General features: G+C 68.7%; 16 protein-coding genes. 12 read left to right on the top strand and 4 right to left on the bottom strand.

All coding sequences use genetic code 11. The annotated features are described in order from the left end of the window. Nucleotides 1-189: 189 nt before the first annotated feature. Both ACIQV3_RS18490 and ACIQV3_RS18495 read right to left on the bottom strand, forming a co-directional pair. Nucleotides 190-1,719: a UDP-N-acetylglucosamine 1-carboxyvinyltransferase gene (locus ACIQV3_RS18490; protein WP_327303888.1), complete on the bottom strand. Its 1,530-nt coding sequence runs from the start codon at nt 1,717-1,719 to the stop codon at nt 190-192. 78 nt (nt 1,720-1,797) lie between these two features. Continuing rightward, the gene (locus ACIQV3_RS18495) at nt 1,798-2,289 is read right to left on the bottom strand and encodes a MarR family winged helix-turn-helix transcriptional regulator (protein ID WP_403713458.1); all 492 of its coding nucleotides are present in this window, start codon (nt 2,287-2,289) and stop codon (nt 1,798-1,800) included. 98 nt (nt 2,290-2,387) lie between these two features. Between ACIQV3_RS18495 and ACIQV3_RS18500 the strand changes: the two genes are divergently transcribed. Next, nucleotides 2,388-3,269, top strand: coding sequence for a haloalkane dehalogenase (locus ACIQV3_RS18500; RefSeq protein ID WP_403713459.1), 882 nt, complete (start codon nt 2,388-2,390; stop codon nt 3,267-3,269). A 61-nt stretch (nt 3,270-3,330) separates the two neighbouring features. Here ACIQV3_RS18500 and ACIQV3_RS18505 read toward each other — a convergent pair whose 3' ends face one another. Continuing rightward, the gene (locus ACIQV3_RS18505) at nt 3,331-4,029 is read right to left on the bottom strand and encodes an amidohydrolase family protein (RefSeq protein WP_403713460.1); all 699 of its coding nucleotides are present in this window, start codon (nt 4,027-4,029) and stop codon (nt 3,331-3,333) included. Between the two features lie 43 nt (nt 4,030-4,072). Between ACIQV3_RS18505 and ACIQV3_RS18510 the strand changes: the two genes are divergently transcribed. From ACIQV3_RS18510 to ACIQV3_RS18535, 6 genes are all read left to right on the top strand, one after another. Beyond that, the gene (locus ACIQV3_RS18510; RefSeq protein ID WP_403713461.1) at nt 4,073-5,701 is read left to right on the top strand and encodes a hypothetical protein; all 1,629 of its coding nucleotides are present in this window, start codon (nt 4,073-4,075) and stop codon (nt 5,699-5,701) included. Beyond that, nucleotides 5,698-5,856, top strand: coding sequence for a hypothetical protein (locus ACIQV3_RS18515; RefSeq protein ID WP_403713462.1), 159 nt, complete (start codon nt 5,698-5,700; stop codon nt 5,854-5,856). The genes ACIQV3_RS18510 and ACIQV3_RS18515 overlap by 4 nt, the downstream gene beginning before the upstream one ends. A 139-nt stretch (nt 5,857-5,995) precedes the next feature. Next, on the top strand, nt 5,996-8,725 hold the full coding sequence (gene acnA / locus ACIQV3_RS18520) for an aconitate hydratase AcnA (protein WP_403713463.1): 2,730 nt from the start codon (nt 5,996-5,998) through the stop codon (nt 8,723-8,725). Nucleotides 8,726-9,037: 312 nt separating this feature from the next. Next, entirely contained in the window at nt 9,038-10,489 is a 1,452-nt protein-coding gene (gene ngcE / locus ACIQV3_RS18525; RefSeq protein WP_403713464.1) for an N-acetylglucosamine/diacetylchitobiose ABC transporter substrate-binding protein, read from the top strand. 43 nt (nt 10,490-10,532) lie between these two features. After that, nucleotides 10,533-11,477: a carbohydrate ABC transporter permease gene (locus tag ACIQV3_RS18530; RefSeq protein ID WP_403713465.1), complete on the top strand. Its 945-nt coding sequence runs from the start codon at nt 10,533-10,535 to the stop codon at nt 11,475-11,477. Between the two features lie 12 nt (nt 11,478-11,489). Further along, complete coding sequence (locus tag ACIQV3_RS18535) at nt 11,490-12,416, top strand: carbohydrate ABC transporter permease (RefSeq protein ID WP_403713466.1); 927 nt, start codon at nt 11,490-11,492, stop codon at nt 12,414-12,416. A gap of 710 nt (nt 12,417-13,126) precedes the next feature. Here ACIQV3_RS18535 and mgtA read toward each other — a convergent pair. Continuing rightward, nucleotides 13,127-15,847 (bottom strand): magnesium-translocating P-type ATPase, encoded by a 2,721-nt coding sequence (gene mgtA / locus ACIQV3_RS18540; protein WP_403713467.1) that lies wholly within the window; start codon nt 15,845-15,847, stop codon nt 13,127-13,129. Between the two features lie 589 nt (nt 15,848-16,436). Here mgtA and ACIQV3_RS18545 point away from each other — a divergent pair. From ACIQV3_RS18545 to dxs, 5 genes are all read left to right on the top strand, one after another. Beyond that, nucleotides 16,437-17,651: an ROK family transcriptional regulator gene (locus ACIQV3_RS18545; protein ID WP_243331471.1), complete on the top strand. Its 1,215-nt coding sequence runs from the start codon at nt 16,437-16,439 to the stop codon at nt 17,649-17,651. Between the two features lie 130 nt (nt 17,652-17,781). Continuing rightward, entirely contained in the window at nt 17,782-18,885 is a 1,104-nt protein-coding gene (locus tag ACIQV3_RS18550) for a sugar ABC transporter substrate-binding protein (RefSeq protein WP_403713468.1), read from the top strand. Nucleotides 18,886-19,053: 168 nt separating this feature from the next. Then, the gene (locus tag ACIQV3_RS18555; protein ID WP_267752825.1) at nt 19,054-19,842 is read left to right on the top strand and encodes an ATP-binding cassette domain-containing protein; all 789 of its coding nucleotides are present in this window, start codon (nt 19,054-19,056) and stop codon (nt 19,840-19,842) included. Beyond that, nucleotides 19,839-21,110 carry a sugar ABC transporter permease gene (locus ACIQV3_RS18560; RefSeq protein WP_403713469.1) on the top strand — a complete coding sequence of 424 codons (1,272 nt, stop codon included), beginning with the start codon at nt 19,839-19,841 and terminating at the stop codon, nt 21,108-21,110. The genes ACIQV3_RS18555 and ACIQV3_RS18560 overlap by 4 nt, the downstream gene beginning before the upstream one ends. A 252-nt stretch (nt 21,111-21,362) precedes the next feature. Beyond that, complete coding sequence (gene dxs / locus ACIQV3_RS18565; protein ID WP_403713470.1) at nt 21,363-23,279, top strand: 1-deoxy-D-xylulose-5-phosphate synthase; 1,917 nt, start codon at nt 21,363-21,365, stop codon at nt 23,277-23,279. Nucleotides 23,280-23,303 lie beyond the last annotated feature (24 nt).

Consider the following 23,303-nt stretch of genomic DNA (forward strand, 5'->3'; position numbering starts at 1 on the left):
TTCCTGGATGGCGCCTATGGCCTGCGCTTGTACGGATAAATGAGATCGAAAGACCGAGGCCCCGGCACCCTGAGTGAAGGGTGTCGGGGCCTCGTCCACGGTGATGACTCGTCAGCTAGCGGGGTCACTCGCTGCACGGTTCTGAGGAAGTATTCGTCATCCCCGCTCGGTCCCGCTGTGCCGCGATTCCTAGATGTCGCGGAAGATCTCGATCTGCGCGCCCACCGAGTTGAGGCGCTCCGCCAGTTCCTCGTAGCCGCGGTTGATGACGTAGACGTTGCGCAGGACCGAGGTGCCCTCGGCCGCCATCATCGCCAGGAGGACGACCACCGCCGGGCGCAGGGCCGGCGGGCACATCATCTCCGCCGCGCGCCAGCGGGTGGGGCCCTCGACCAGGACGCGGTGGGGGTCCAGGAGTTGGAGGCGCCCGCCGAGGCGGTTGAGGTCCGTGAGGTAGATGGCGCGGTTGTCGTACACCCAGTCGTGGATCAGGGTCTGGCCCTGGGCCACGGCCGCGATGGCGGCGAAGAAGGGGACGTTGTCGATGTTCAGTCCGGGGAACGGCATCGGGTGGATCTTGTCGATCGGGGCTTCGAGCTTCGACGGGCGGACGGTGAGGTCCACCAGGCGGGTGCGGCCGTTGTCGGCCGTGTACTCGGGGGAGCGGTCGTGGTCGAGGCCCATCTCCTCCAGGACCGCGAGCTCGATCTCCATGAACTCGATCGGGACCCGGCGGATGGTGAGTTCGGACTCCGTGACCACGGCGGCGGCCAGCAGGCTCATCGCCTCGACCGGGTCCTCCGAGGGGGAGTAGTCCACGTCCACGTCGATGTTCGGGACGCCGTGCACCGTCAGGGTCGTGGTGCCGACGCCGTCGACCCGGACGCCGAGGGCCTCCAGGAAGAAGCACAGGTCCTGGACCATGTAGTTGGAGGAGGCGTTGCGGATGACGGTGGTGCCGTCGTGCCGGGCGGCGGCCAGCAGCGCGTTCTCGGTGACGGTGTCCCCGCGCTCGGTCAGCACGATCGGGCGGTCCGGGGAGATCCCGGACTCGACCTGGGCGTGGTAGATGCCCTCGGTCGCGGTGATGTCCAGGCCGAAGCGGCGCAGGGCGATCATGTGCGGCTCGATGGTGCGGGTGCCGAGGTCGCAGCCGCCCGCGTAGGGCAGCTTGAAGTGGTCCATCCGGTGGAGCAGGGGGCCCAGGAACATGATGATGCTGCGGGTGCGGCGGGCCGCGTCCGCGTCCATCGCGTCCATGTCGAGGCGGGCCGGCGGTACGAGTTCCAGGTCGACGCCGTCGTTGATCCAGCGGGTGCGGACGCCGATGGAGTTCAGGACCTCCAAGAGGCGATAGACCTCCTCGATGCGGGCGACCCGGCGAAGGACCGTACGGCCCTTGTTGAGCAGCGAGGCGCACAGCAGGGCCACGCACGCGTTCTTGCTCGTCTTGACGTCGATCGCGCCGGACAGGCGGCGGCCGCCGACCACGCGCAGGTGCATCGGACCGGCGTAGCCCAGGGAGACGATTTCGCTGTCGAGGGCTTCCCCGATGCGCGCGATCATCTCAAGGCTGATGTTCTGGTTGCCGCGCTCGATCCGGTTCACGGCGCTCTGGCTGGTGCCGAGGGCGTCCGCGAGCTGACTCTGTGTCCAGCCCCGGTGCTGCCGGGCGTCACGGATGAGCTTGCCGATGCGTACGAGGTAGTCGTCTGCCATGGATGCACCGTATCTCAGATATGAGATGTCGATCGATCCGGGTGTGGCAGACGGGTGGCGGTGCGGTGGTGGCGGGTGTTACCGGTCGTCAGCTTCCATCGTGGGGCCGCCGGGTGCGTGGTGCGCGACGAGCCGGCCGAGGAGGCCGACGAGCTGCTCGCGCTCCTTTGCGGACAAAGGGGACAGAAGCTCCTCCTGGGCGGCGGCGAGCAGTTGCTCCAGCTTGCGCATCCGGCGCCGCCCGGCGGTCGTGAGGGTGATGACGTTGCGCCGCCGGTCGGCGGGGTCGGGGGTGCGCTCGACCAGCTCGCGTGCGGCGAGTTCGTTGATGACGGCGACCAGGTCGCTGCGGTGGATGCCGGTGCGGCCGCTCAGGGCCGCCTGGCTCGCGGGTCCGAACTCGTCCAGGGCGACGAGGGTGGCGTAATGCCATTTGCGGGCGTCTGCCCCGCTCAGTCCCTCGGTGACGAGCCGCGTGGCGTGCGCCGAGGCCTGTGAGAGCAGCCGGCTGGGCAGTTCGCGCAGTCGCGCCGGGAGGGTGGGGGCGCCCTGGCCCTCTTCCGTGGTCATGCCGGGATCGTACCCCTTGCGTTCGTGGTACTAACGATTTAACTTCGTTAGTACTACAAACGTTTATGGCCCGAATGAATCGGAACGGATGGTTTCCCATGCCCGTCATCGACGTACTCGACTCGACCATGTACTACGAGGAGCTCGGCGCCCCCGGGGGCGCCCCCGACGGCGTCCCCTTCGTCTTCCTGCACGGCAACCCGACCTCCTCCCACCTGTGGCGGGGGGTACTGCCCCGGATCGGGGGCGGGGTCCGCGTCCTGGCCCCCGACCTCATCGGGATGGGCCGTTCCGGCAAGCCCGGCGGCGCGTACCGCTTCGCCGACCACGCCCGCTACCTCGACGCCTGGTTCGACGTCCTGGGGGTCGAAGGGGCCGTCCTCGTGGGCCAGGACTGGGGCGGCGCGCTCGCCTTCGACCGGGCCGCCCGGCACCCGGGGAAGGTCCGCGGCCTCGCCTTCATGGAGACGATCCTGCGGCCGATGACCTGGGAGGAGTACCCGCCCGCCGCCCGCGCCCGGTTTGAGGCGATCCGCACCCCGGGCGTGGGGGAGGAGATGATCCTGGAGCGGAACCTCTTCATCGAGGACAGCATCGGCAAGACGGTGCTGAACCCCATGGACGAGGCCGACCATGCCGTCTACGCCGCCCCCTACCCGACCCCCCGGAGTCGCGTCCCCATGCTCCGGTTCGCCCGCTCCCTGCCCATCGGCGGCCAACCGGCGGACGTGGTCGCCCGGGTCGAGGCGTACGACGCCTGGCTGGCCGCCAGCCCGCGGGTGCCCAAGCTCCTGCTCCACTTCGACGGCTCGCCCGCCCTGATGGTCGGCCCCGAGCTGGTCGCGTGGAGCGAGGAGAACATCTCCGCGCTGGAGACCGAGTACGGCGGCGCCGCCGCCCACCTCTGCCCGGAGGACCGGCCCGAGGAGATCGCCGCGGCCGTCACGGCCTGGGCCGCGCGCCACGGCCTTGTGGGCTGAGCGGCGGCAGTACGGGGCCGGCGGCCCGGGGCGGGGGCTCCTCCCGGGAGCCCCCGGACCCTCAGTGCCCGCAGGCGTGGTGCCGCCCCTTGCCCCCACCCCCGTGGACCGGGGCGTACGCGGCCGGGCGCGCGCCCGCCGCCGCGGCGCGGGCCAGCCGGGCCGAAGCCGCCCGGCCCGACGCCGAATCCGCCTCGCGCACGACACGGCCGCCGACCAGGGTCATCCGTACGCCCGTCCCGCTGATGTCGGCCACCGGACAGCGCGTCACGTCCTGGTCCAGGAGCACCAGGTCCGCCGCCTTGCCCGGCTCCAGCGTGCCGGTCAGCTCCTCCTGGCGGAGCTGCCAGGCCGTGCCCGAGGTGTGCATCCGCAGCGTGGTGTCCCGGCTCAGTGCCTCCTGCTCCCGGTACAGCTCGCCCGCCCCCTGCGCGCCCTGCCGGTCGATCGCCGTCCGGAGCTGGTTCCACACCTGGAGGGCGTCCACCGGCCAGTCCGAACCGCCCGCCAGCCGCGCGCCCGCCTTCTCCGGTCCGTGCGCCGGGCAACCGGCTGTTGATTCGGCTGTTGGCCATCGCCGGCTGTCGGCTACCTCGTAAGAGTGAAGCGGGAGGAGCTGCAGGCGCGGAGGCGTCGTTGAAGCGTCAGTCTGAATGGGGAACGTTAGTGCCGCTGTGGGGAGAGGGGGGTAGCTGGTGGTACGTGGTGGGAGCAAGGAGAAGCGGAAGCGTGTACTACGCGCGCCGGTCGACTCGTTCACCGTGTGCGCTCCCGCGGGTGCGCGGATCAGGGATCGTCTGCGCGTGTCCGCCAGCGACGCCGAGGTCTTGAGGGTCGTCGGTGAGCATCTCGGCGGGCATGCCCGTGCCGATCTTGCCGAGCGTGTCCGTATCGGCAGGGTGCCGGTCAAGGGCAATCGGCGGGCGGAACGGAAGCGGGCACTGACGAGGGTGTCGTCGTCCCGCTGGGCGGGGGCGATCAACCGCGCGAGCGAGGATCAGTACCAGCTTTCCCTGAGATGTCTGTTCGACGAGAGGGCTTCCCTGCGCCGGGCCATCGCCAAGACCGTTCAGCGTCTGGCAGTGCCGTGCGGGCAGCGTGTGGGCGGTGTCCGGGGCTACCCGAGCCCGGACGAACGTGCGCAGAAGCAGCGCCGGTTGCAGGTGCTCACCACGCGCCTGGTCGCGGTGGAGCGTCGTATCGAGGCCGGGCATCCGGCGATCGTTGTGGGTGGCGGCCGACTGGCGAAGACGCGGCACCACCTCACGGACGCCCGGCTCACACACGCGGGGTGGCGGGAGAGGTGGGACGCTGCCCGGATGTTCCTGACCGCTGACGGGGAGTCCGGCGCTCCGTACGGGAACTACACGATCACCGTCGATCCCGCTGAAGGCACGGTCGAGATCGTTCCCCCTGAACCCCTCAGGCACCTCGCCAACGCACCCCGGGGGCGCTACCGGCTCGCCTGCGCCGTCACCTTCAATCACCGCCAAGGCGAATGGCTGGACCGGATCAGCGCCAACCGTTCGGTGCGCTACGACATCGTTTGCGACCCGGAACGCGGGCGCTGGTACCTCGACGCCTCCTGGTCCACCCCGGCGACGTCTCTCCCGACCCCCGCCGAGCTGGCCGCGACCGGTGTCCGGCTGCTCGCCGTGGATCTCAATGCCGGACACCTCGCCGCCTGCGTCGTCGACGTTCACGGCAACCCAGTCGGCCGTCCGATCACCGTACCCACCGACCTGACCGGACCCACATCCCAGCGCGACGGACGCCTGCGCGCCGCGATCAGCGAACTGATCCGTCTCGCGCACCAGCACGGCTGCGCCGGTCTGGCCATCGAGAACCTCGGTTTCGCCGACGCCCGCGCCACGGGCCGCGAGACGATGGGCCGCGGCAAGCGTGGCAAGGCGTTCCGGCGCACGGTTGCGGGCTTGCCCACGGCCCGCTTCCGCGACCGGCTGTCCGGCATGGCCTACCACGTCGGCCTAATCGTCGTCGCGGTCGACCCCGCCTACACCTCCCGCTGGGGAGCCCAGCACTGGAAGCAGCCGCTTCAACAGCAATCGAAGATCACGATCGTCACCGGGCACCATGCGGCCTCGGTGGCGATCGGCAGACGCGCCCTCGGACACGGGATCCGGCGTCGGCCAGGTGTGACCGCACACGACCAGAGGATCGTCGTGCGGAGAGCTACCGGCCAGACCGTCACCTTACCGAGGGCACGCGGGGCCGCGAGCCCGCCAAGGACCACAGGCACACCCGATCAAGGTGGCAGGACCTGCCGGGACCGAAGCGACCAGCTCGCGCTGTTCCCCGTCTCTCAGGTCCCGGCCCCAGCCCTGGCCCCAGCCCCGGCCCGGGGGAGAAGGGCCTCCTGCTGGTCTGTGCCGGCGAGGATCCGGCGTACGCCGAGAACGAACCTGCCGTGACCACCGTCACCTTCGATCCGGAGCGGATCGCCGAAACGGCGGTTTCGTCCCTGGTCAAGCTGATCGAATCCGGACAAGCGGAATCCACTGGCCGGCTGACCGTCCCGGCGGGGCTGAGGGTGCGTGCCTCGTCCCGCCCCCCTGGCATGTACTAGAGTTATCTCGACATCGAGATATCTGCCCCGGACGTGCCGCAGCCGCCCCGCTGGTAAGGGTGACCTAACTTAGCCTCACCTTAGCGGAAAGGCCAGAGTGCCTCGCGGCAGGATTGCGGCAATACGCGCGAATTCATGCATGAAGGAGACTGTCGTGTCGGCGAACAGCTTCGACGCCCGCAGCACGCTGCAGGTGGGCGACGAGTCGTACGAGATCTTCAAGCTGGACAAGGTCGAGGGCTCCGCCCGCCTTCCCTACAGCCTGAAGGTCCTGCTGGAGAACCTGCTCCGTACCGAGGACGGCGCGAACATCACCGCCGACCACATCCGGTCGCTCGGAAACTGGGACTCGCAGGCCCAGCCCAGCGAGGAGATCCAGTTCACGCCGGCCCGCGTGATCATGCAGGACTTCACCGGCGTCCCCTGCGTCGTGGACCTCGCCACCATGCGCGAGGCCGTGAAGGCCCTCGGCGGCGACCCGGCGAAGATCAACCCGCTCTCGCCCGCCGAGATGGTCATCGACCACTCGGTCATCGCCGACAAGTTCGGCACGGCCGACGCGTTCGCCCAGAACGTCGAGCTGGAGTACGGCCGCAACAAGGAGCGCTACCAGTTCCTGCGCTGGGGCCAGACCGCCTTCGACGACTTCAAGGTCGTCCCCCCGGGCACCGGCATCGTCCACCAGGTCAACATCGAGCACCTGGCCCGCACGGTCATGGTCCGTAACGGCCAGGCGTACCCCGACACCCTCGTCGGCACCGACTCGCACACCACCATGGTCAACGGCCTGGGCGTGCTGGGCTGGGGCGTCGGCGGCATCGAGGCCGAGGCCGCGATGCTCGGCCAGCCGGTCTCCATGCTGATCCCGCGCGTCGTGGGCTTCAAGCTGACCGGCGAGCTGCCGGCCGGCACCACCGCCACCGACCTCGTGCTGACCATCACCGAGATGCTCCGCAAGCACGGCGTCGTCGGCAAGTTCGTCGAGTTCTACGGTGAGGGCGTCGCCGCCACCTCCCTCGCGAACCGCGCCACCATCGGCAACATGTCGCCGGAGTTCGGCTCCACCGCCGCGATCTTCCCGATCGACGACGAGACGCTGAAGTACCTGCGCCTGACCGGCCGCGACGCCCAGCAGGTCGCCCTCGTCGAGGCGTACGCCAAGGCGCAGGGCCTGTGGCTGGACCCGGCCGCCGAGCCGGACTTCTCCGAGAAGCTGGAGCTCGACCTCTCCACGGTCGTCCCCTCCATCGCCGGCCCCAAGCGCCCGCAGGACCGCATCATCCTCGCGAACGCCTCGCAGCAGTTCGCCGTGGACGTGCGCAACTACGTCTCCGACGACGAGGAGTCCGGCAAGGAGTCCTTCCCGGCGTCCGACTCCCCGGCCTCCTCCAACGGTGTGCCCACCAAGCCCACCCCGGTGACCCTGGCCGACGGCACCTCCTTCGAGATCGACCACGGCGCCGTCACCGTCGCCGCGATCACCTCGTGCACCAACACCTCGAACCCCTACGTCATGGTCGCCGCGGCGCTCGTGGCGAAGAAGGCCGTCGAGAAGGGCCTCGCCCGCAAGCCGTGGGTCAAGACCACCCTGGCCCCGGGCTCGAAGGTCGTCACCGACTACTTCGACAAGGCCGGCCTGACCCCGTACCTCGACAAGATGGGCTTCAACCTCGTCGGGTACGGCTGCACCACCTGCATCGGCAACTCGGGTCCGCTGGAGGAGGAGATCTCCAAGGCGATCAACGACGCCGACCTGGCGGTCACCTCGGTCCTCTCGGGCAACCGCAACTTCGAGGGCCGCATCAACCCCGACGTCAAGATGAACTACCTGGCCTCCCCGCCGCTGGTCGTCGCGTACGCCATCGCGGGCTCCATGAAGGTGGACATCACCCGGGACGCCATCGCCACCGACTCCGAGGGCAACCCGGTCTTCCTGAAGGACATCTGGCCCACCGAGGCCGAGGTCAACGACGTCGTCGCGAACGCGATCGGCGAAGACATGTTCAGCAAGTCCTACCAGGACGTCTTCGCGGGCGACGCCCAGTGGCAGGCGCTGTCCATCCCGACCGGTAACACCTTCGAGTGGGACCCGCAGTCCACCTACGTGCGCAAGCCCCCGTACTTCGAGGGCATGACGATGGAGACCACCCCGGTCTCCGACATCGCCGGCGCCCGTGTGCTGGCGAAGCTGGGCGACTCGGTCACCACCGACCACATCTCCCCGGCCGGCGCCATCAAGGCCGACACCCCGGCCGGCAAGTACCTCACGGAGCACGGCGTCGAGCGCCGCGACTTCAACTCGTACGGTTCCCGCCGCGGCAACCACGAGGTCATGATCCGCGGTACGTTCGCCAACATTCGCCTCCGCAACCAGATCGCGGCGGGCACCGAGGGCGGCTTCACCCGCGACTTCACCGTCGAGGGCGCGCCGGTCTCCTTCATCTACGACGCCTCGCAGAACTACCAGGCCGCCGGCATCCCGCTGGTCATCCTGGCGGGCAAGGAGTACGGCTCCGGCTCCTCGCGCGACTGGGCCGCCAAGGGCACCGCGCTGCTCGGCGTCAAGGCCGTCATCGCCGAGTCCTACGAGCGCATCCACCGCTCCAACCTGATCGGCATGGGCGTCCTGCCCCTGCAGTACCCGGAGGGCGTCACGGCGGCCTCCCTGGGCCTCACCGGCGAGGAGTCCTTCTCCTTCACCGGTGTGGAGGAGCTGAACAACGGCACCACCCCGCGCACGGTCAAGGTGACCACCGACACCGGCGTGGAGTTCGACGCGGTCGTCCGCATCGACACCCCGGGCGAGGCGGACTACTACCGCAACGGCGGCATCATGCAGTACGTGCTCCGCAACCTCATCCGCGGCTAAGCACACAGCGCATACCGGCACCAAAGGGCCGTACCTCCGTTAAGGGGGTACGGCCCTTCCGTTTCTGCGGGCGGCTCCGACAGTCCAGGTCAGGTGACGGTGAGGTCTCAACTCGGAAAAGCCGGGGCCCATACCGGTACATGATCTTGCTCACAGGAGCGGAAGTGGACTATACCTGTGCCCGTCCGGGTCACCGCGAAACGAGCGGCTCCGGACGGGGGGACGGCGGGGACCTGCGGTGATGTCCGCTGGGCGGCAGCAGTCGCACTTTCCTTCCTCCTTCACACTCCTGACGAAGGCGAGGACTTGAGCATGGGATCCACCTCCGCCCACGGCGAGCACAGCAACGGTGAGGGCTTCGGCCGCCGGGACCTGATCAAGCGCTCCGCGGCACTCGGCCTCATCGCGGTTCCGACGATGAGCTTCCTGTCCGCCTGCGCCTCCGGCTCCGAGGAGACGACCAAGGGCAACGAGTCCAAGGTGGCCGTCACCAAGGAGAACCCCTTCGGCGTCGCCAAGGGCGGCAAGCTCGACGTGGTCGTCTTCAAGGGCGGCTACGGCGACGACTACGCCAAGGCCTGGGAAGCGGCGTTCGACAAGAAGTGGGGCACCACTTCCTCGCACCTCGCCACCCAGGAGATCACCTCCAAGCTGCAGCCCCGCTTCAACGGCGGCAACCCGCCGGACGTCGTCGACGACTCCGGCGCCCAGCAGATCAAGCTGGACGTGCTCGTGAAGGGCAACCAGCTCGCCGACCTCACCGTGGTGCTCGACGCCCCGTCGCTCGACGACCCGAGCAAGAAGGTCCGCGACACCCTGATCCCCGCGGCCATCGAGGCCGGCATGGTCGGCGGCAAGTTCGTCGCGCTGCAGTACGTCTACACCGTCTGGGGCCTGTGGTACTCGGGCAAGCTCTTCAAGGAGAAGGGCTGGACCGCGCCGAAGACCTGGCCCGAGTTCATGGACATCTGCCAGAAGGCCAAGGCGGCCGGCATCGGCGGCCTGGCCCACCAGGGCAAGCACCCGTACTACATCAACGTCGCCATCATGGACCTGATCGCCAAGAAGGGCGGCCTGGATGCCATGAAGGCGATCGACAACCTGGAGCCGAACGCCTTCGCGGACAACCCGGTCGCGCTGGAGGCCGTCGAGGCGGTGTACGAGCTGGTCGAGAAGGACCTGCTGATGCCGGGCACCAACGGCCTGACCCACACCGAGTCCCAGACCCAGTGGAACCAGTACAAGGCCGCCTTCATCACCTCCGGCTCCTGGCTGGAGAACGAGCAGCTCAAGCAGACCCCGGAAGACTTCGACATGCAGTTCCTGCCGATGCCGGTGCTGGCCGGCTCCAAGCTGCCCTTCGAGGCCATCCGTGCCGGCGCCGGCGAGCCCTTCATCGTCCCGGAGAAGGCCGCCAACAAGGCCGGCGGCCTGGAGTTCCTCCGCTCGATGCTGTCCCGCGAGTGGTCGACCCTCTTCGCCCAGCAGGCCAACTCCCTCACCGTCCTCAAGGACGGCGTGGACGCGGGGGTCAAGCTCCGCCCGGGCACCCAGTCGGCCGTCGCCGCACTCAAGTCGGCCGGGGACAACACGTTCAACTACCGCTACGCCGACTGGTACAGCGCGATGGACACCGAGATCCAGAACGCGTCCAATGAGCTGATGGCCAAGCGGATCCAGCCCAAGGAATGGATCAAGCGGGCCCAGGCTGCGGTAAACAAGGCGACCCAGGACCCGAACGCCAAGAACAACAAGCGCAGCTGACACCGCGTCCACCGGGCACCCGGAAACACCAGGGACGGACACCATGAGCCACGTAGCGAACAGCAAGGGGCGGGGCGGCTTCATCGCCGGCTTCCTCATCCTGCCCCTTGCGCTGTACCTGACCTTTGTCATCTGGCCGTACATTCAGACGTTCGGCTATTCCTTCACCAACTGGACGGGTCAGTCTCCGACTTTCGACTTCGTCGGGCTGGACAACTACTCGGCCTTGATGAAGGACGAGGTCTTCGGCGGCGCGCTGCTGAACAACCTGCTGCTCCTGGTGTTCGTCCCGACGATCACCATCCTCATCGCCCTGTTCTTCGCCTTCATGCTGAACGCCGGCGGGCGCAGCGGAGCCGGCGGGGTCCAGGGGGTGGCGGGCTCCGCCCTCTACAAGGTGATCTACTTCTTCCCGCAGGTGCTCTCCCTCGCCATCCTCGCGGTGCTCTTCGGAGCCGTGTACCGCAGTGACGAGGGGGGCCTGCTGAACGGTTTCCTCACCAAACTGGGCCTGGTCGACCCGGCCCACCCCATCGAATGGCTCAACGAGCCCAACTTCGTCCTCTGGTGCCTGCTGCTCGTCGTCGTCTGGCACGGGGTCGGTTTCTACCTCGTCCTGTTCTCGGCCGCCATGCAGTCGGTCCCCAAGGACATCTACGAAGCCGCGCTGCTCGACGGCGCGGGGCGCGCCCAGACCTTCTTCAAGGTCACGCTGCCCCTGCTGTGGGATTCTGTGCAGACCTCCGCGGTCTATCTCGGCATCGCCGCGATGGACATGTTCGTCCTCGTGTCGACCATGACCTCGGGCCAGTTCGGCGGCGGACCGGACCACCACAGCGAGGTCATGGCGACGGTGCTGATGCGTAACTTCCTCTACTTCGGCAATGCGGGCTACGCCTGTGCCATGGGGGTCGTGATGCTCGTCCTCACCCTGATCCTCTCCGCCATCACGCTGCGGGCCACTCGCCGCGAGCACGTCGAGTTCTAGCGGGAGACCACGATGACCACTGTGATCAAAGCACCGGGCGAGGCGGCGGCCGAGAAGCGCTCCGCCGCCACCGGGCAGCCCCGCGGGAGCAAGAGCGGTTCCGACGGCATGGTGCTCAACGTCTTCTCACACGGCTTCCTCGCCGTGTGGGGGATAATGATCGTCCTGCCGCTGATCTGGCTGGTGCTCGGCTCGTTCAAGACCGACGTGCAGATCGGCAGCTCGGCCCTGAGCTGGCCGGCCAACTGGGAGTTCGACGCCTTCGGGCGCGCCTGGGACAAGGGCATCGGGGACTACTTCGCCAACACGCTGATCGTGATGGTGTTCTCGGTCCCGCTGACGATGCTGCTCGGCTCGATGGCCGCGTACGTCCTGGCCCGCTACCCCTTCACGGGCAACCGGCCGGTCTACTACTTCTTCGTCAGCGGGGCCATGTTCCCGGTCTTCCTGGCGCTGGTCCCGCTGTTCTTCATGGTGAAGCGGCTGGACATGCTCAACTCGTACCAGGGCCTGATCCTCGTGTACGTGGCGTACTCGATGCCATTCACCGTCTTCTTCATGCACTCGTTCTTCCGGACGCTGCCGACGGCCGTGCACGAGGCGGCGGTGATCGACGGTGCCTCGCACACCCGGGTCTTCTTCCAGGTGATGATGCCGATGGCCAAGCCCGGCCTGATCAGCGTCGGGATATTCAATGTCCTGGGGCAGTGGAACCAGTACATCCTGCCCTCCGTGCTGATGCAGCCGCAGACCGGATCGGACCCCGAGCGCTACATGCTCACCCAGGGCCTGATCCAGCTGCAGTACCAGATGGGCTACGAGACGGACCTGCCGGTGCTGTTCGCCGGCGTGACCATCGCGATGATCCCGATGCTGGTGGTCTACCTGTCCTTCCAGCGCCAGATCCAGGCGGGCCTGACCTCCGCCACCATCAAGTAACCCGTCCGCCGCTCACGCGGCGGACGGGTCGGGCACGACCGACCAGCTGACCGCCGAGACGGAGGGGTCGGGCCCGACCGACCAGCTCACCCCGGCCGTTAGCTCGATTGGGTGGTTGTCGGATTGGCGGCTTGCGAGGGGCGGCACTCGGTCGGGTAGCGTCGCTGGTGCGATCTGGGACGCCGGGTGCGGTGCCAGCGTGCGGGGCCCCTGCTCCACCGGAGTGATGGTTCAGGGCCTCCCCGCCGCCGTTGGCCGTGTCCACTTGGCCAGGTCGTGAGGGAACCGGACCTCCTGGAACGGACCACGCACATGATGCGTGTCGCCGACCGGGCCGTGAAAGCCGGAGCCCAGTGCGCCCAAGACCGTTCGGGGCGTGCCACTGCGCAGGGTTCATTCCTGCACGGTGAACAGGACCGGTCGAGAGAGAGGTTGCTGACAGCTTCCTCGCGCATTCGCCCCCGGACTTGGGGGCAGCAGTACGGGCACCGTAACCAGGCCGGCCTTCGGGTCGGCCTGGCTGCGGTTCGAGCCCAGTCGGCGGCCAGGTTGGCCGAGCGTGTCGCCAGTCGGTGGCGGATGTGAGCCTCCTCCACGTCCAGGCACGCGGCCCCGAAGGGGTGACCACCTCGGCCCGCCGCTCGGTTCGCGGACCATGTGCCGCCCCAGCGGGCACAGTAGGAGGACCGCCCCCACTCACCCACGGTTCCTCAGAGCCAGGTGCCGAACTTGCGGATGTACACGGTCTTCAGCAGCTGCGTGAGCGTGCAGTACGCCAGCAGTACGCCGATCAGCCACGGGAAGTAGCTCGCCGGCAGCGGTACGAAGCCCAGCGAGGCGGCCAGCGGGGAGAAGGGCAGGAAGAGGCCGGTCAGCACCGCGAGCACGGTCATCACCATCACCGGCCAGGAGGCCCGCGACTGGATGAAGGGGATCTTGCGGGTACGGATCATGTGGACGACCAGGGTTTGCGAGAGCAGCCCCTCGATGAACCAGCCGGACTGGAAGAGCGCCGCGTGCGCCTCGGTGTTGGCGGCGAACACGTTCCACATGATGACGAACATCGCGATGTCGAAGATCGAGCTGATCGGCCCGATGCAGAGCATGAAGCGGCCGATGCCCTTGGCGTCCCAGTTCCGGGGCTTGCGCAGGTACTCCTCGTCCATGCGGTCCCACGGGGTGGCGAGCTGGGCGATGTCGTAGACCAGGTTCTGCACCAGGAGCATGATCGCCAGCATCGGCTGGAAGGGGATGAAGGCGCTCGCCACCAGTACCGAGAAGACGTTGCCGAAGTTGGAACTGGCCGTCATCTTGATGTACTTGATCGTGTTGCCGAAGGTGGTCCGGCCCTGGATCACGCCCTGCTCCAGGACGGTCAGGTCCTTCTCCAGCAGGATGATGTCGGCGGACTCCTTGGCGATGTCCACGGCGGTGTCCACCGAGATGCCGACATCCGCGTCGCGCAGCGCGGCCGCGTCGTTGATGCCGTCCCCGAGGAAGCCGACCGTGTGGCCGTCGGCCTGCAGGGCCCGTACGATGCGGGCCTTCTGGACCGGATTGATCTTGGCGAAGACCGTCGTACGGGCGGCCAGCACGCGCAGTTCGGCGTCGTCGAGGACGTCGATCTCGGTGCCGCCCACCACGTGGCCGACGGTGAGACCGACATCGGCGCAGACCCGGGCGGCGACGAGCTCGTTGTCCCCGGTCACCACCTTGACCGCGATGCCCTTGTCGGCCAGGGCCTGCAGGGCCTGGGCCGCATCGGCCTTCGGCGGGTCGAGGAAGGCGAGGAAGCCGACCAGGGTCAGCTGGTCCTCGTCGGCGACGGTGTAGGTGTCGCGGGGGGTGCTCATCGTGCGGGTGGCGACGGCGAGGACGCGCAGGCCCTCGCGGTTGTTGTCCTCGGCGATGCGGGTGACGTGCCACCGGAGCTGTTCGGTCAGCTCGACGCGCTGTCCGCGGTCCGTCATGTGGGTGCACAGGGCGAGGACTTCCTCGACCGCACCCTTGGTGATCATGACGTGCTCGGGCCGGCCGGAGCCGCCCACGATGCTGTTGCGGTTCAGGACCACGGACATCCGGCGCCGGGCGAAGTCGAAGGGGATCTCGTCGACCATCGAGAAACGGGCATCGACGACAACCTCCTCGGCCTCGCCCACGCGGTCGATGACCGCCTGGTCCATCAGGTTCTTCAGGCCGGTCTGGAAGTGCGAGTTGAGGTAGCCGTACTCCAGGACCTCGTTGTCGTCGTCGCCGTGCACATCGAGGTAGCGGTCCAGGACGATGCGGTCCTCGGTGAGGGTGCCGGTCTTGTCCGTGCAGAGCACGTCCATGGCGCCCAGGTTCTGGATCGCGTTGAGCCGCTTGACGACGACCTTGCGCTTGGACATCGCGACGGCGCCGCGGGCCAGGTTGGCCGAGACCACCATCGGCAGCATCTCGGGGGTCAGGCCGACCGCCACGGCGATGCCGAGGAGGAAGGCGGCCTCCCAGTCGCCCTTGGTGAAGCCGTTGATGACGAAGACGATCGGGACCATGACCAGCATGAAGCGGATCAGCAGGAAGCTGACCTTGCGCACGCCGGTGTCGAAGTTGGTCTCAGGGCGCTCGCCGACCAGGGAGCCGGCCATCGAGCCGAAGTAGGTGTCGGCGCCGGTGGCGACGACGACTCCGGTCGCGGTCCCGGAGGTCACCGAGGTGCCCATCAGGCAGATGTTGTCGGCCTCGACGGGGTCGGTGGTCTCGGACTGGCCGAGGTCGTCCGCGCGGGTGTCGGCCTTGGCGACCGGCAGGGACTCGCCGGACAGTGCGGCCTGGCTGACCATCAGGTCCTTGGAGGTGATGAGCCGCAGGTCGGCCGGGATCAGGTCGCCGGCGCCCAGCTTGACCACATCGCCCGGGACCACCTGGTCCATCGGGATCTCGAAGGTGGTGGCGCCCGAGCCGCTGCCGGCCCGGCGCTGCACCGCGCAGGTGGTGGTGACGAGCTTCTTCAGCGCGTCGGCCGCGCGGCCCGAACGGTACTCCTGCCAGAAGCGCAGTACGCCGCTGATCCCGACCATCACGGAGAGGATGACGACGCCCGGGTCGCCGGGGTCCTGCCAGTACATGACGGCCGCGAGGAAGACCAGGACGGCGATGAAGGGGTTGGCGTACGCCTTCGCCAGCTGGACGTACCAGCGCGGGGCGCGTTCCTGGGCGATGACGTTGGATCCGTGGCGCTCCAGGCGCAGCGCGGCCTCGGCGTGGGTGAGGCCGTTGCGGGAAGCGTCCACTTCCTGCAGGACCTGGACGCCCGGTCGGGCGCTGGCCCCGGCGAGCCGTTCGCCGACGACCCGGGTGCGGGCCTCCAGCTCGGCGGCCTTGCGCTCGCGGCGGGCCCGGCCCGGGGGTGCGAGCTTCGTGGGGGTACGGGGGGTGAGCATGGTCATGGCAAAAACCTCCCTCCACGGCGTCCGGGCAGCACGGAGCCGTTCGGTCACGTGGAGTGATCATGGGTCGGCGCGGAGCGGTACGTATGGCCGCGGGGCACGCCGATGGGCATGGATGACGCGCGCCTGACGGATGCGTCAGGGCGTGCGGAAGGGGTTACGAAGATGAATGCAGGAACGCACGGAGGCGGCGGGGGGCCGCGGGCGTGCACACTCGAAGAGAGACCGGCCGCTCAGGGAGCTCAGCCGAAGAGAGCGCTGCAAGGACTTCGATCGGGACTCATCCCGAACACCTCCTTGCGTAGCGCTTGTATGACAGAGGGCGCCCGATCCGGCCGTGAAGACCGTGTTGACCAGCGCCACGGCGACCGTAGCACGATCAGGATGGAGGTTTCTCTCATACTTATGGCCGGTAGTGACCGTTTCGTACTGCGTCGGCCCCTTGACGTCTCGATGCGCAAAGGCTCGACTAAGGGTTCACAAGTTGGAGAGACGCCGGGGTCTCGTGTCAGCCGGAGCGCGCAGCCGCTGACGGCCCCGGCCGGGGGGCGACGGCTTGCCGTTGCTTATGGGCAGGAGTGGATGAGTCGTGCAGACTCCCGGATCGCAGTCTTCACTGCATCGCGCCAATCTGGAGCGCGTCGTACGGGCGGTGCGGCTAGCCGGTTCGCTGACCCAGGCGGAGATCGCCCGGAGCACCGGACTGTCGGCGGCCACGGTCTCCAACATCGTCCGGGAGCTCAAGGAGGCCGGGACCGTCGAGGTCACGGACACCTCCGCCGGGGGGAGGCGGGCCCGCAGCGTCTCGCTCAGCGGTGACGCCGGCATCGTGATCGGCGTCGACTTCGGCCACACCCACCTGCGGGTGGCGGTGGGGAACCTGGCCCACCAGGTGCTGGCCGAGGAGTCCGAGCCGCTGGACGTGGACGCCTCCTGGGTCGACGGCTTCGACCGGGCGGAAGCCCTGGTGGGGCGGCTCGTCGAGGGCATCGGGATCGGCCGGGACAAGGTGATCGGCGTCGGGCTCGGCGTACCGGGTCCCATCGACCTGGAGTCCGGCACCCTCGGGTCCACCGCGATCCTGCCGGGCTGGGCCGGGATCAACCCGCGGCGCGAGCTCTCGCAGCGCCTGGGCGTACCCGTCTACGTGGACAACGACGCGAACCTCGGGGCGCTGGGGGAGCTGGTCTGGGGGAGCGGGCGCGGGGTCAAGGACCTCGCGTACATCAAGGTCGCGAGCGGTGTCGGCGCCGGTCTCGTGATCAACGGGCAGATCTACCGCGGACCCGGCGGCACGGCCGGCGAGATAGGGCACATCACGCTGGACGAATCGGGTCCGGTCTGCCGCTGCGGCAACCGGGGCTGCCTGGAGACCTTCGCCGCCGCCCGGTACGTGCTGCCGCTCCTGCAGAGCAGCCACGGGCCGGAGTTGACGATGGAGCGGGTGGTGGAGCTGGCCCGTGACGGGGACCCCGGCTGCCGCCGGGTCATCACGGACGTGGGCCGCCACATCGGCAGCGGGGTGGCCAGCCTGTGCAACCTCCTGAACCCCAGCCGGGTGGTCCTGGGCGGCTCCCTCGCGGACGCCGGTGAACTGGTCCTGGCCCCCATCCGTGAATCCGTGGGGAGGTACGCGATCCCCAGTGCGGCCCGGCAGCTTTCGGTGCTCACGGGGTCCCTGGGCGGGCGGGCCGAGGTGCTGGGGGCGCTGGCCCTCGTACTGAGTGAGATGGGCGATTCGACGCTTTTGGCAGAAAATGGAAGTGGAGTGCGAGCCCCCGCCGTCTTGTCTTCAGTTAGATAACGAATGGCGTCGTTGTCATCTCGTTAAGCATTCACTCCTTGACGGCAAACTTGCGGCCGGGGTTGACTCGCATCCACCTCGGCCGCAGTGCTGCGGCCTCGTCAGGGAGGTTCAAGTAATGAACACGCGTATGCGCAGAGTTGCCGTCGCCGTTGCCGCCGGCACCATGGCCGTTTCGCTCGCCGCTTGTGGCAGCGCGAAGGAGTCCGGGGACAAGACGGACACCGCCTCCGGCGCCGTCAAGGGCGGTGCCGTCAAGGTCGGTCTGCTCCTGCCGGAGAACCAGACCGCGCGTTACGAGAAGTTCGACAAGCCGCTCATCGAGAAGGCGGTCAAGGATCTCACCGCGGGCAAGGGCGAGGTCGTCTACGCCAACGCGAAGCAGGACGCGACCACGCAGAACTCGCAGGTCGACACGATGATCACCAACAAGGTGAACGTCCTGATCATCGGCGCGGTGGACGCCAAGGCCATCGCCGGCTCGGTCAAGAAGGCCAAGGAGGCCGGCATCCCGGTCGTGGCTTACGACCGACTCGCCGAGGGCCCGATCGACGCCTACACCTCCTTCGACAACGAAGAGGTCGGCAAGGTTCAGGGCAAGGCGCTCCTCGAGGCCCTGGGCACCAAGGCCAAGGACGGCCAGATCGTCATGATGAACGGCTCGGTCACCGACCCGAACGCCGCGCTGTTCAAGAAGGGCGCGCACTCCGTCCTCGACGGCAACGTGAACGTCGGCAAGGAGTACGACACCGTCGAGTGGAAGCCGGAGAACGCCAACACCAACATGGCGGCCGCCCTCTCGGCGCTCGGCAAGGACAAGGTCATCGGCGTCTACTCCGCCAATGACGGCATGGCGGGCGGCATCATCACCGCCCTCAAGGCGGCCGGCGTGTCCCCCCTCCCCCCGGTCACGGGCCAGGACGCCGAACTCGCCGGTGTGCAGCGGATCGTCGCGGGCGAGCAGTTCATGAGCGTCTACAAGCCGTACGCCCCCGAGGCCGAGGCCGCCGCGAAGATGGCCGTCGCCCTCGCCCAGGGCGAGTCGATCGCGACCACCGCCACCGCCAAGGTCGACAGCCCCACCACCAAGGGCGTCCCGTCCCTGCTGATCCCGGTCGTCTCGCTGACCAAGGCGAACGTCAAGGACACCGTCGTCCGCGACAACGTCTACACGGTCGACGAGATCTGCACCGACAAGTACGCGGCCGCCTGCGCCGCCATCGGCCTGAAGTAGGGCCACCGCCGCTCGGTCCGCCGAGCGGCCCCCCGTACCTGTCCGGCGCTCCCGCCTCCATCCCGCCACCGGCGGGGCGCCGGACAGAACAGAACAGAAACGTTTCTCTCAAATCCCCCGTGGTCCTGCTCTTTTGCACGACATCCCCGCCGGTCAGGCGGCAAGGAGATGGTTCATGTGTCCGCTGCGCCCGTACTGGCGTTGCGAGGGGTCTCGAAGCGGTTCGGTGCCGTTCAGGCCCTCACCGACGTAGAACTCGAGATCCACTCCGGCGAGGTGGTCGCCCTCGTCGGCGACAACGGCGCCGGTAAGTCCACGCTGGTCAAGACGATCGCCGGCGTGCACCCCATCGATGACGGAGTCATCGAGTGGCAGGGCCGCCCGGTCTCGATCACCAAGCCCCACGACGCCCAGAACCTGGGCATCGCGACGGTCTATCAGGACCTCGCGCTGTGCGACAACATCGACGTCGTCGGCAACCTCTTCCTGGGCCGCGAGCTCAAGCGGCGCGGCATCCTCGACGAGGTGGAGATGGAGCGGCGCGCACGCGAGCTCCTGACCACCCTGTCCATCCGGATCCCCAGTGTCCGCATCCCCATCGCCTCGCTCTCCGGCGGTCAGCGCCAGACCGTGGCGATCGCCCGCTCCATGCTGGGCGAGCCCCAGCTCGTGATCCTCGACGAGCCCACCGCCGCCCTCGGCGTCGAGCAGACCGCACAAGTGCTCGACCTGGTCGAGCGGCTGCGCGAGCGCGGTCACGCCGTCATCCTCATCAGCCACAACATGGCCGATGTGAAGGCCGTGGCCGACAAGGTGGCCGTCCTGCGGCTGGGCCGCAACAACGGCGTCTTCTCCGTGAAGGACACGTCGCAGGAAGAGATCATCTCCGCCATCACCGGGGCCACGGACAACGCCGTGACCCGCCGGGCGGCCCGCACCGGGGAGGCCCGCAAGTGAGCACCCAGCACATAGACCCCGTCAATCCGGCCGCCGCCCACGACGCCATTCCGGCCGTGGACCCCCGCCTGCTCGTACGCGAGCAGGGCTTCGCCGGGTACCTGAACGAGTTCGGCCGCAAGCTCAAGGCCGGCGACCTGGGCTCCGTGCCCGTCGTCCTCGGCCTGATCATCATCTGGAGCATCTTCCAGGGGCTGAACTCGAACTTCCTCGGCGCCGAGAACCTCACCAACATCGCGATCACGATGACGGCCACCGGCATGATGGCGGTCGGCATCATCTTCGTCCTGCTGCTCGGCGAGATCGACCTCTCGGTCGGCTCCGTCTCCGGAGTCTCCGGCGCCATCGTGGCCGTCCTCTCGGTCACCAACGGCGTCAACGAATGGCTGGCCATCCTCGCGGCGATCGCCGGAGGCGCCCTGATCGGCTCCCTCCACGGCTTCTTCTTCGCCAAGATCGGTGCCCCGGCCTTCGCCGTCACCCTTTCGGGCCTGCTCTTCTGGTCCGGCGCCATGCTGCAGATCCTCGGCAGCAACGGCACCGTCAACCTCGACTCCGAGGGCGTGGTCGGGCAGCTGACCACGTACTTCTTCTCGGACGTGGCCGTCGGCTACGGGCTCGCCGCCCTCGCCGTGGCGGGCTACTTCCTCGCCACGTTCTCGGACAACCGGCGCCGCGCGGCGGCGGGGGTCCCCTCCCGGCCGCTCGGCGAGATCCTGCTGCGCACCGGGCTCCTCGCGGTGTTCACCTTCGGCCCGGCCCTGGTGTTCAACCAGTACAAGGGCCTGCCGCTGGCGGTCGTGCTCTTCGTGCTGGCCCTGGTCGCCACGGACTTCGTCCTGCGGCGCACCACCTTCGGCCGCCAGGTCTTCGCCCTCGGCGGCAGCGTCGAGGCCTCCCGGCGCGCCGGCATCAACGTCAACCGGGTCCGGATCACGGTCTTCGCGATCGCCGGCACCTTCGCGGCGATCGGCGGCCTCTTCTGGGCCTCCAAGATCGCTGCGGCGAACCAGAGCGCCGGCGCCGGCGACCTGCTGATGAACGTGATCGCGGCGGCCGTCATCGGCGGCACCAGCCTCTTCGGCGGCCGCGGCCGCACCTGGAACGCCCTCCTCGGCGTCATGGTCATCACGTCCATCCAGTACGGTCTGGCACTGGAGGGAATCGCGACGCCGATCCAGTACATGATCACCGGCGCGGTCCTCCTCGCCACCGTGGTGATCGACTCGGTCACCCGCAAGACGCAGAAGACGGCCGGGCGCGCCTGACCGGCGTGCGCGGAGCGTGACGCGGCGGTAAGAACCGTCACAGTGCCCGGTGCCACTTCGTGTGGCGCCGGGCACCTGTGCGTAGGCATGTACGTACACGTGTGCGGATATGGCCCCGTTTGAGGGGTGTGACTCCGTGCTGATGTGTACAGGTATGACAAAGGTGTGAGCTGACCGGGACCGCGCCTTACCGTCGCCCGAGTCGCGAACATTAGACTCGGCAGACCAGCAAGCGACTGCAAGGAGGCACGGGTGCTGCTGACCCGCATCAAGGGACCGCGCGATCTGGACCGGCTCAGCCAGGAGGAGCTCGAGCGGCTCGCCGCCGAGATCAGGACCTTCCTCGTCGACGCCGTCTCCAAGACCGGCGGGCACCTCGGCCCCAACCTCGGTGTCGTAGAGCTGACGATCGCTCTGCACAGGGTCTTCGACTCGCCCAAGGACAAGGTCCTCTTCGACACCGGCCATCAGGCCTACGTGCACAAGCTGCTCACCGGCCGCCAGGACTTCGGCGGGCTGCGCACGAAGGGCGGCCTGTCGGGCTATCCCTCGCGCGCCGAGTCCGAGCACGACGTGATCGAGAACTCGCACGCGTCCACCGTGCTGGGCTGGGCCGACGGCTTCGCGAAGGCCAACGAGGTGCTCGGCAAGGAGGACCACCACGTCGCCGCGGTGATCGGCGACGGGGCCCTCACCGGCGGCATGGCCTGGGAGGCGCTGAACAACATCGCCGCCGCCAAGGACCGCCCCCTGGTGATCGTCGTCAACGACAACGAGCGCTCGTACGGCCCCACCATCGGCGGCCTCGCGAACCACCTGGCGACCCTGCGCACCACGGACGGCTACGAGCGCTTCCTGGCCCGCGGCAAGGACCTCCTGGAGCGCACCCCGGTCGTCGGGAAGCCCCTCTACGAGACCCTGCACGGGGCCAAGAAGGGCCTCAAGGACTTCATCGCCCCGCAGGGCATGTTCGAGGACCTGGGCCTGAAGTACATCGGCCCCATCGACGGCCACGACATCGAGGCCCTGGAATCGGCCCTGCAGCGCGCGAAGCGCTTCAGCGGACCGGTCATCGTGCACTGCCTCACCCAGAAGGGCCGGGGCTACCAGCCGGCCGTCCAGGACGAGGCGGACCGCTTCCACGCGGTCGGCGTGATCCACCCGGACACCGGCCTGCCGGTCTCCACCGACGCCGCCAGCTGGACCTCCGTCTTCGCCGACGAGATGGTCAAGCTCGGCCGGGACCGCAAGGACATCGTCGCCATCACCGCGGCCATGCTCCAGCCGGTCGGCCTGAAGAAGTTCGCCGACGCCTACCCTGACCGGATCTTCGACGTCGGCATCGCCGAGCAGCACGGCGCCACCTCGGCGGCCGGCCTGGCCTCCGGCGGCGCCCACCCGGTCTTCGCGGTGTACGCGACCTTCCTCAACCGCGCCTTCGACCAGGTCCTGATGGACGTCGCCCTGCACAAGTGCGGGGTCACCTTCGTCCTGGACCGTGCCGGTGTCACCGGCACCGACGGCGCCTCCCACAACGGCATGTGGGACATGTCCATCCTCCAGGTGGTCCCGGGCCTGCGCCTGGCCGCCCCGCGCGACGCGGAGCAGCTGCGCGCCCAGCTGAACGAGGCCGTCCTGGTGAAGGACGCGCCGACCGTCGTGCGCTTCTCCAAGGGCGTCGTCGGCCCGGCCGTCCCGGCCGTCGGACGGATCGGCGGCATGGACGTGCTGCGCCGTCCGGCCGACGAGGTCACCCGTCCGGACGTACTGCTCGTCTCGGTCGGCGCGCTCGCCCCGATGTGCCTGGAGATCGCCGATCTGCTCGACAAGCAGGGGATCTCCACGACCGTGGTCGACCCCCGCTGGGTCAAGCCGGTGGACGAGGCCCTGGCCCCGCTCGCCGACGGTCACCGCGTGGTCGTCACGGTGGAGGACAACAGCCGCGCCGGCGGTGTGGGCTCCGCCGTCGCGCAGGCACTGCGGGACGCGGGGGTCGACGTACCGCTGCGCGACTTCGGCATTCCGCAGCGCTTCCTGGACCACGCCACGCGCAAGGAGGTCATGGCCGAGATCGGTCTGACCGCCCCGGACATCGCGCGGCAGGTCACCGGCCTGGTGGCCAAGCTCGACGGGCGCTACGACAGCGAGCCCGCCGCCACCGTCGACTGATCATCTGCGGTTGCACGTCACGGG

It is taken from the genome of Streptomyces sp. NPDC099050 (genome assembly GCF_044759865.1).
Classification (GTDB): Bacteria; Actinomycetota; Actinomycetes; order Streptomycetales; family Streptomycetaceae; genus Streptomyces.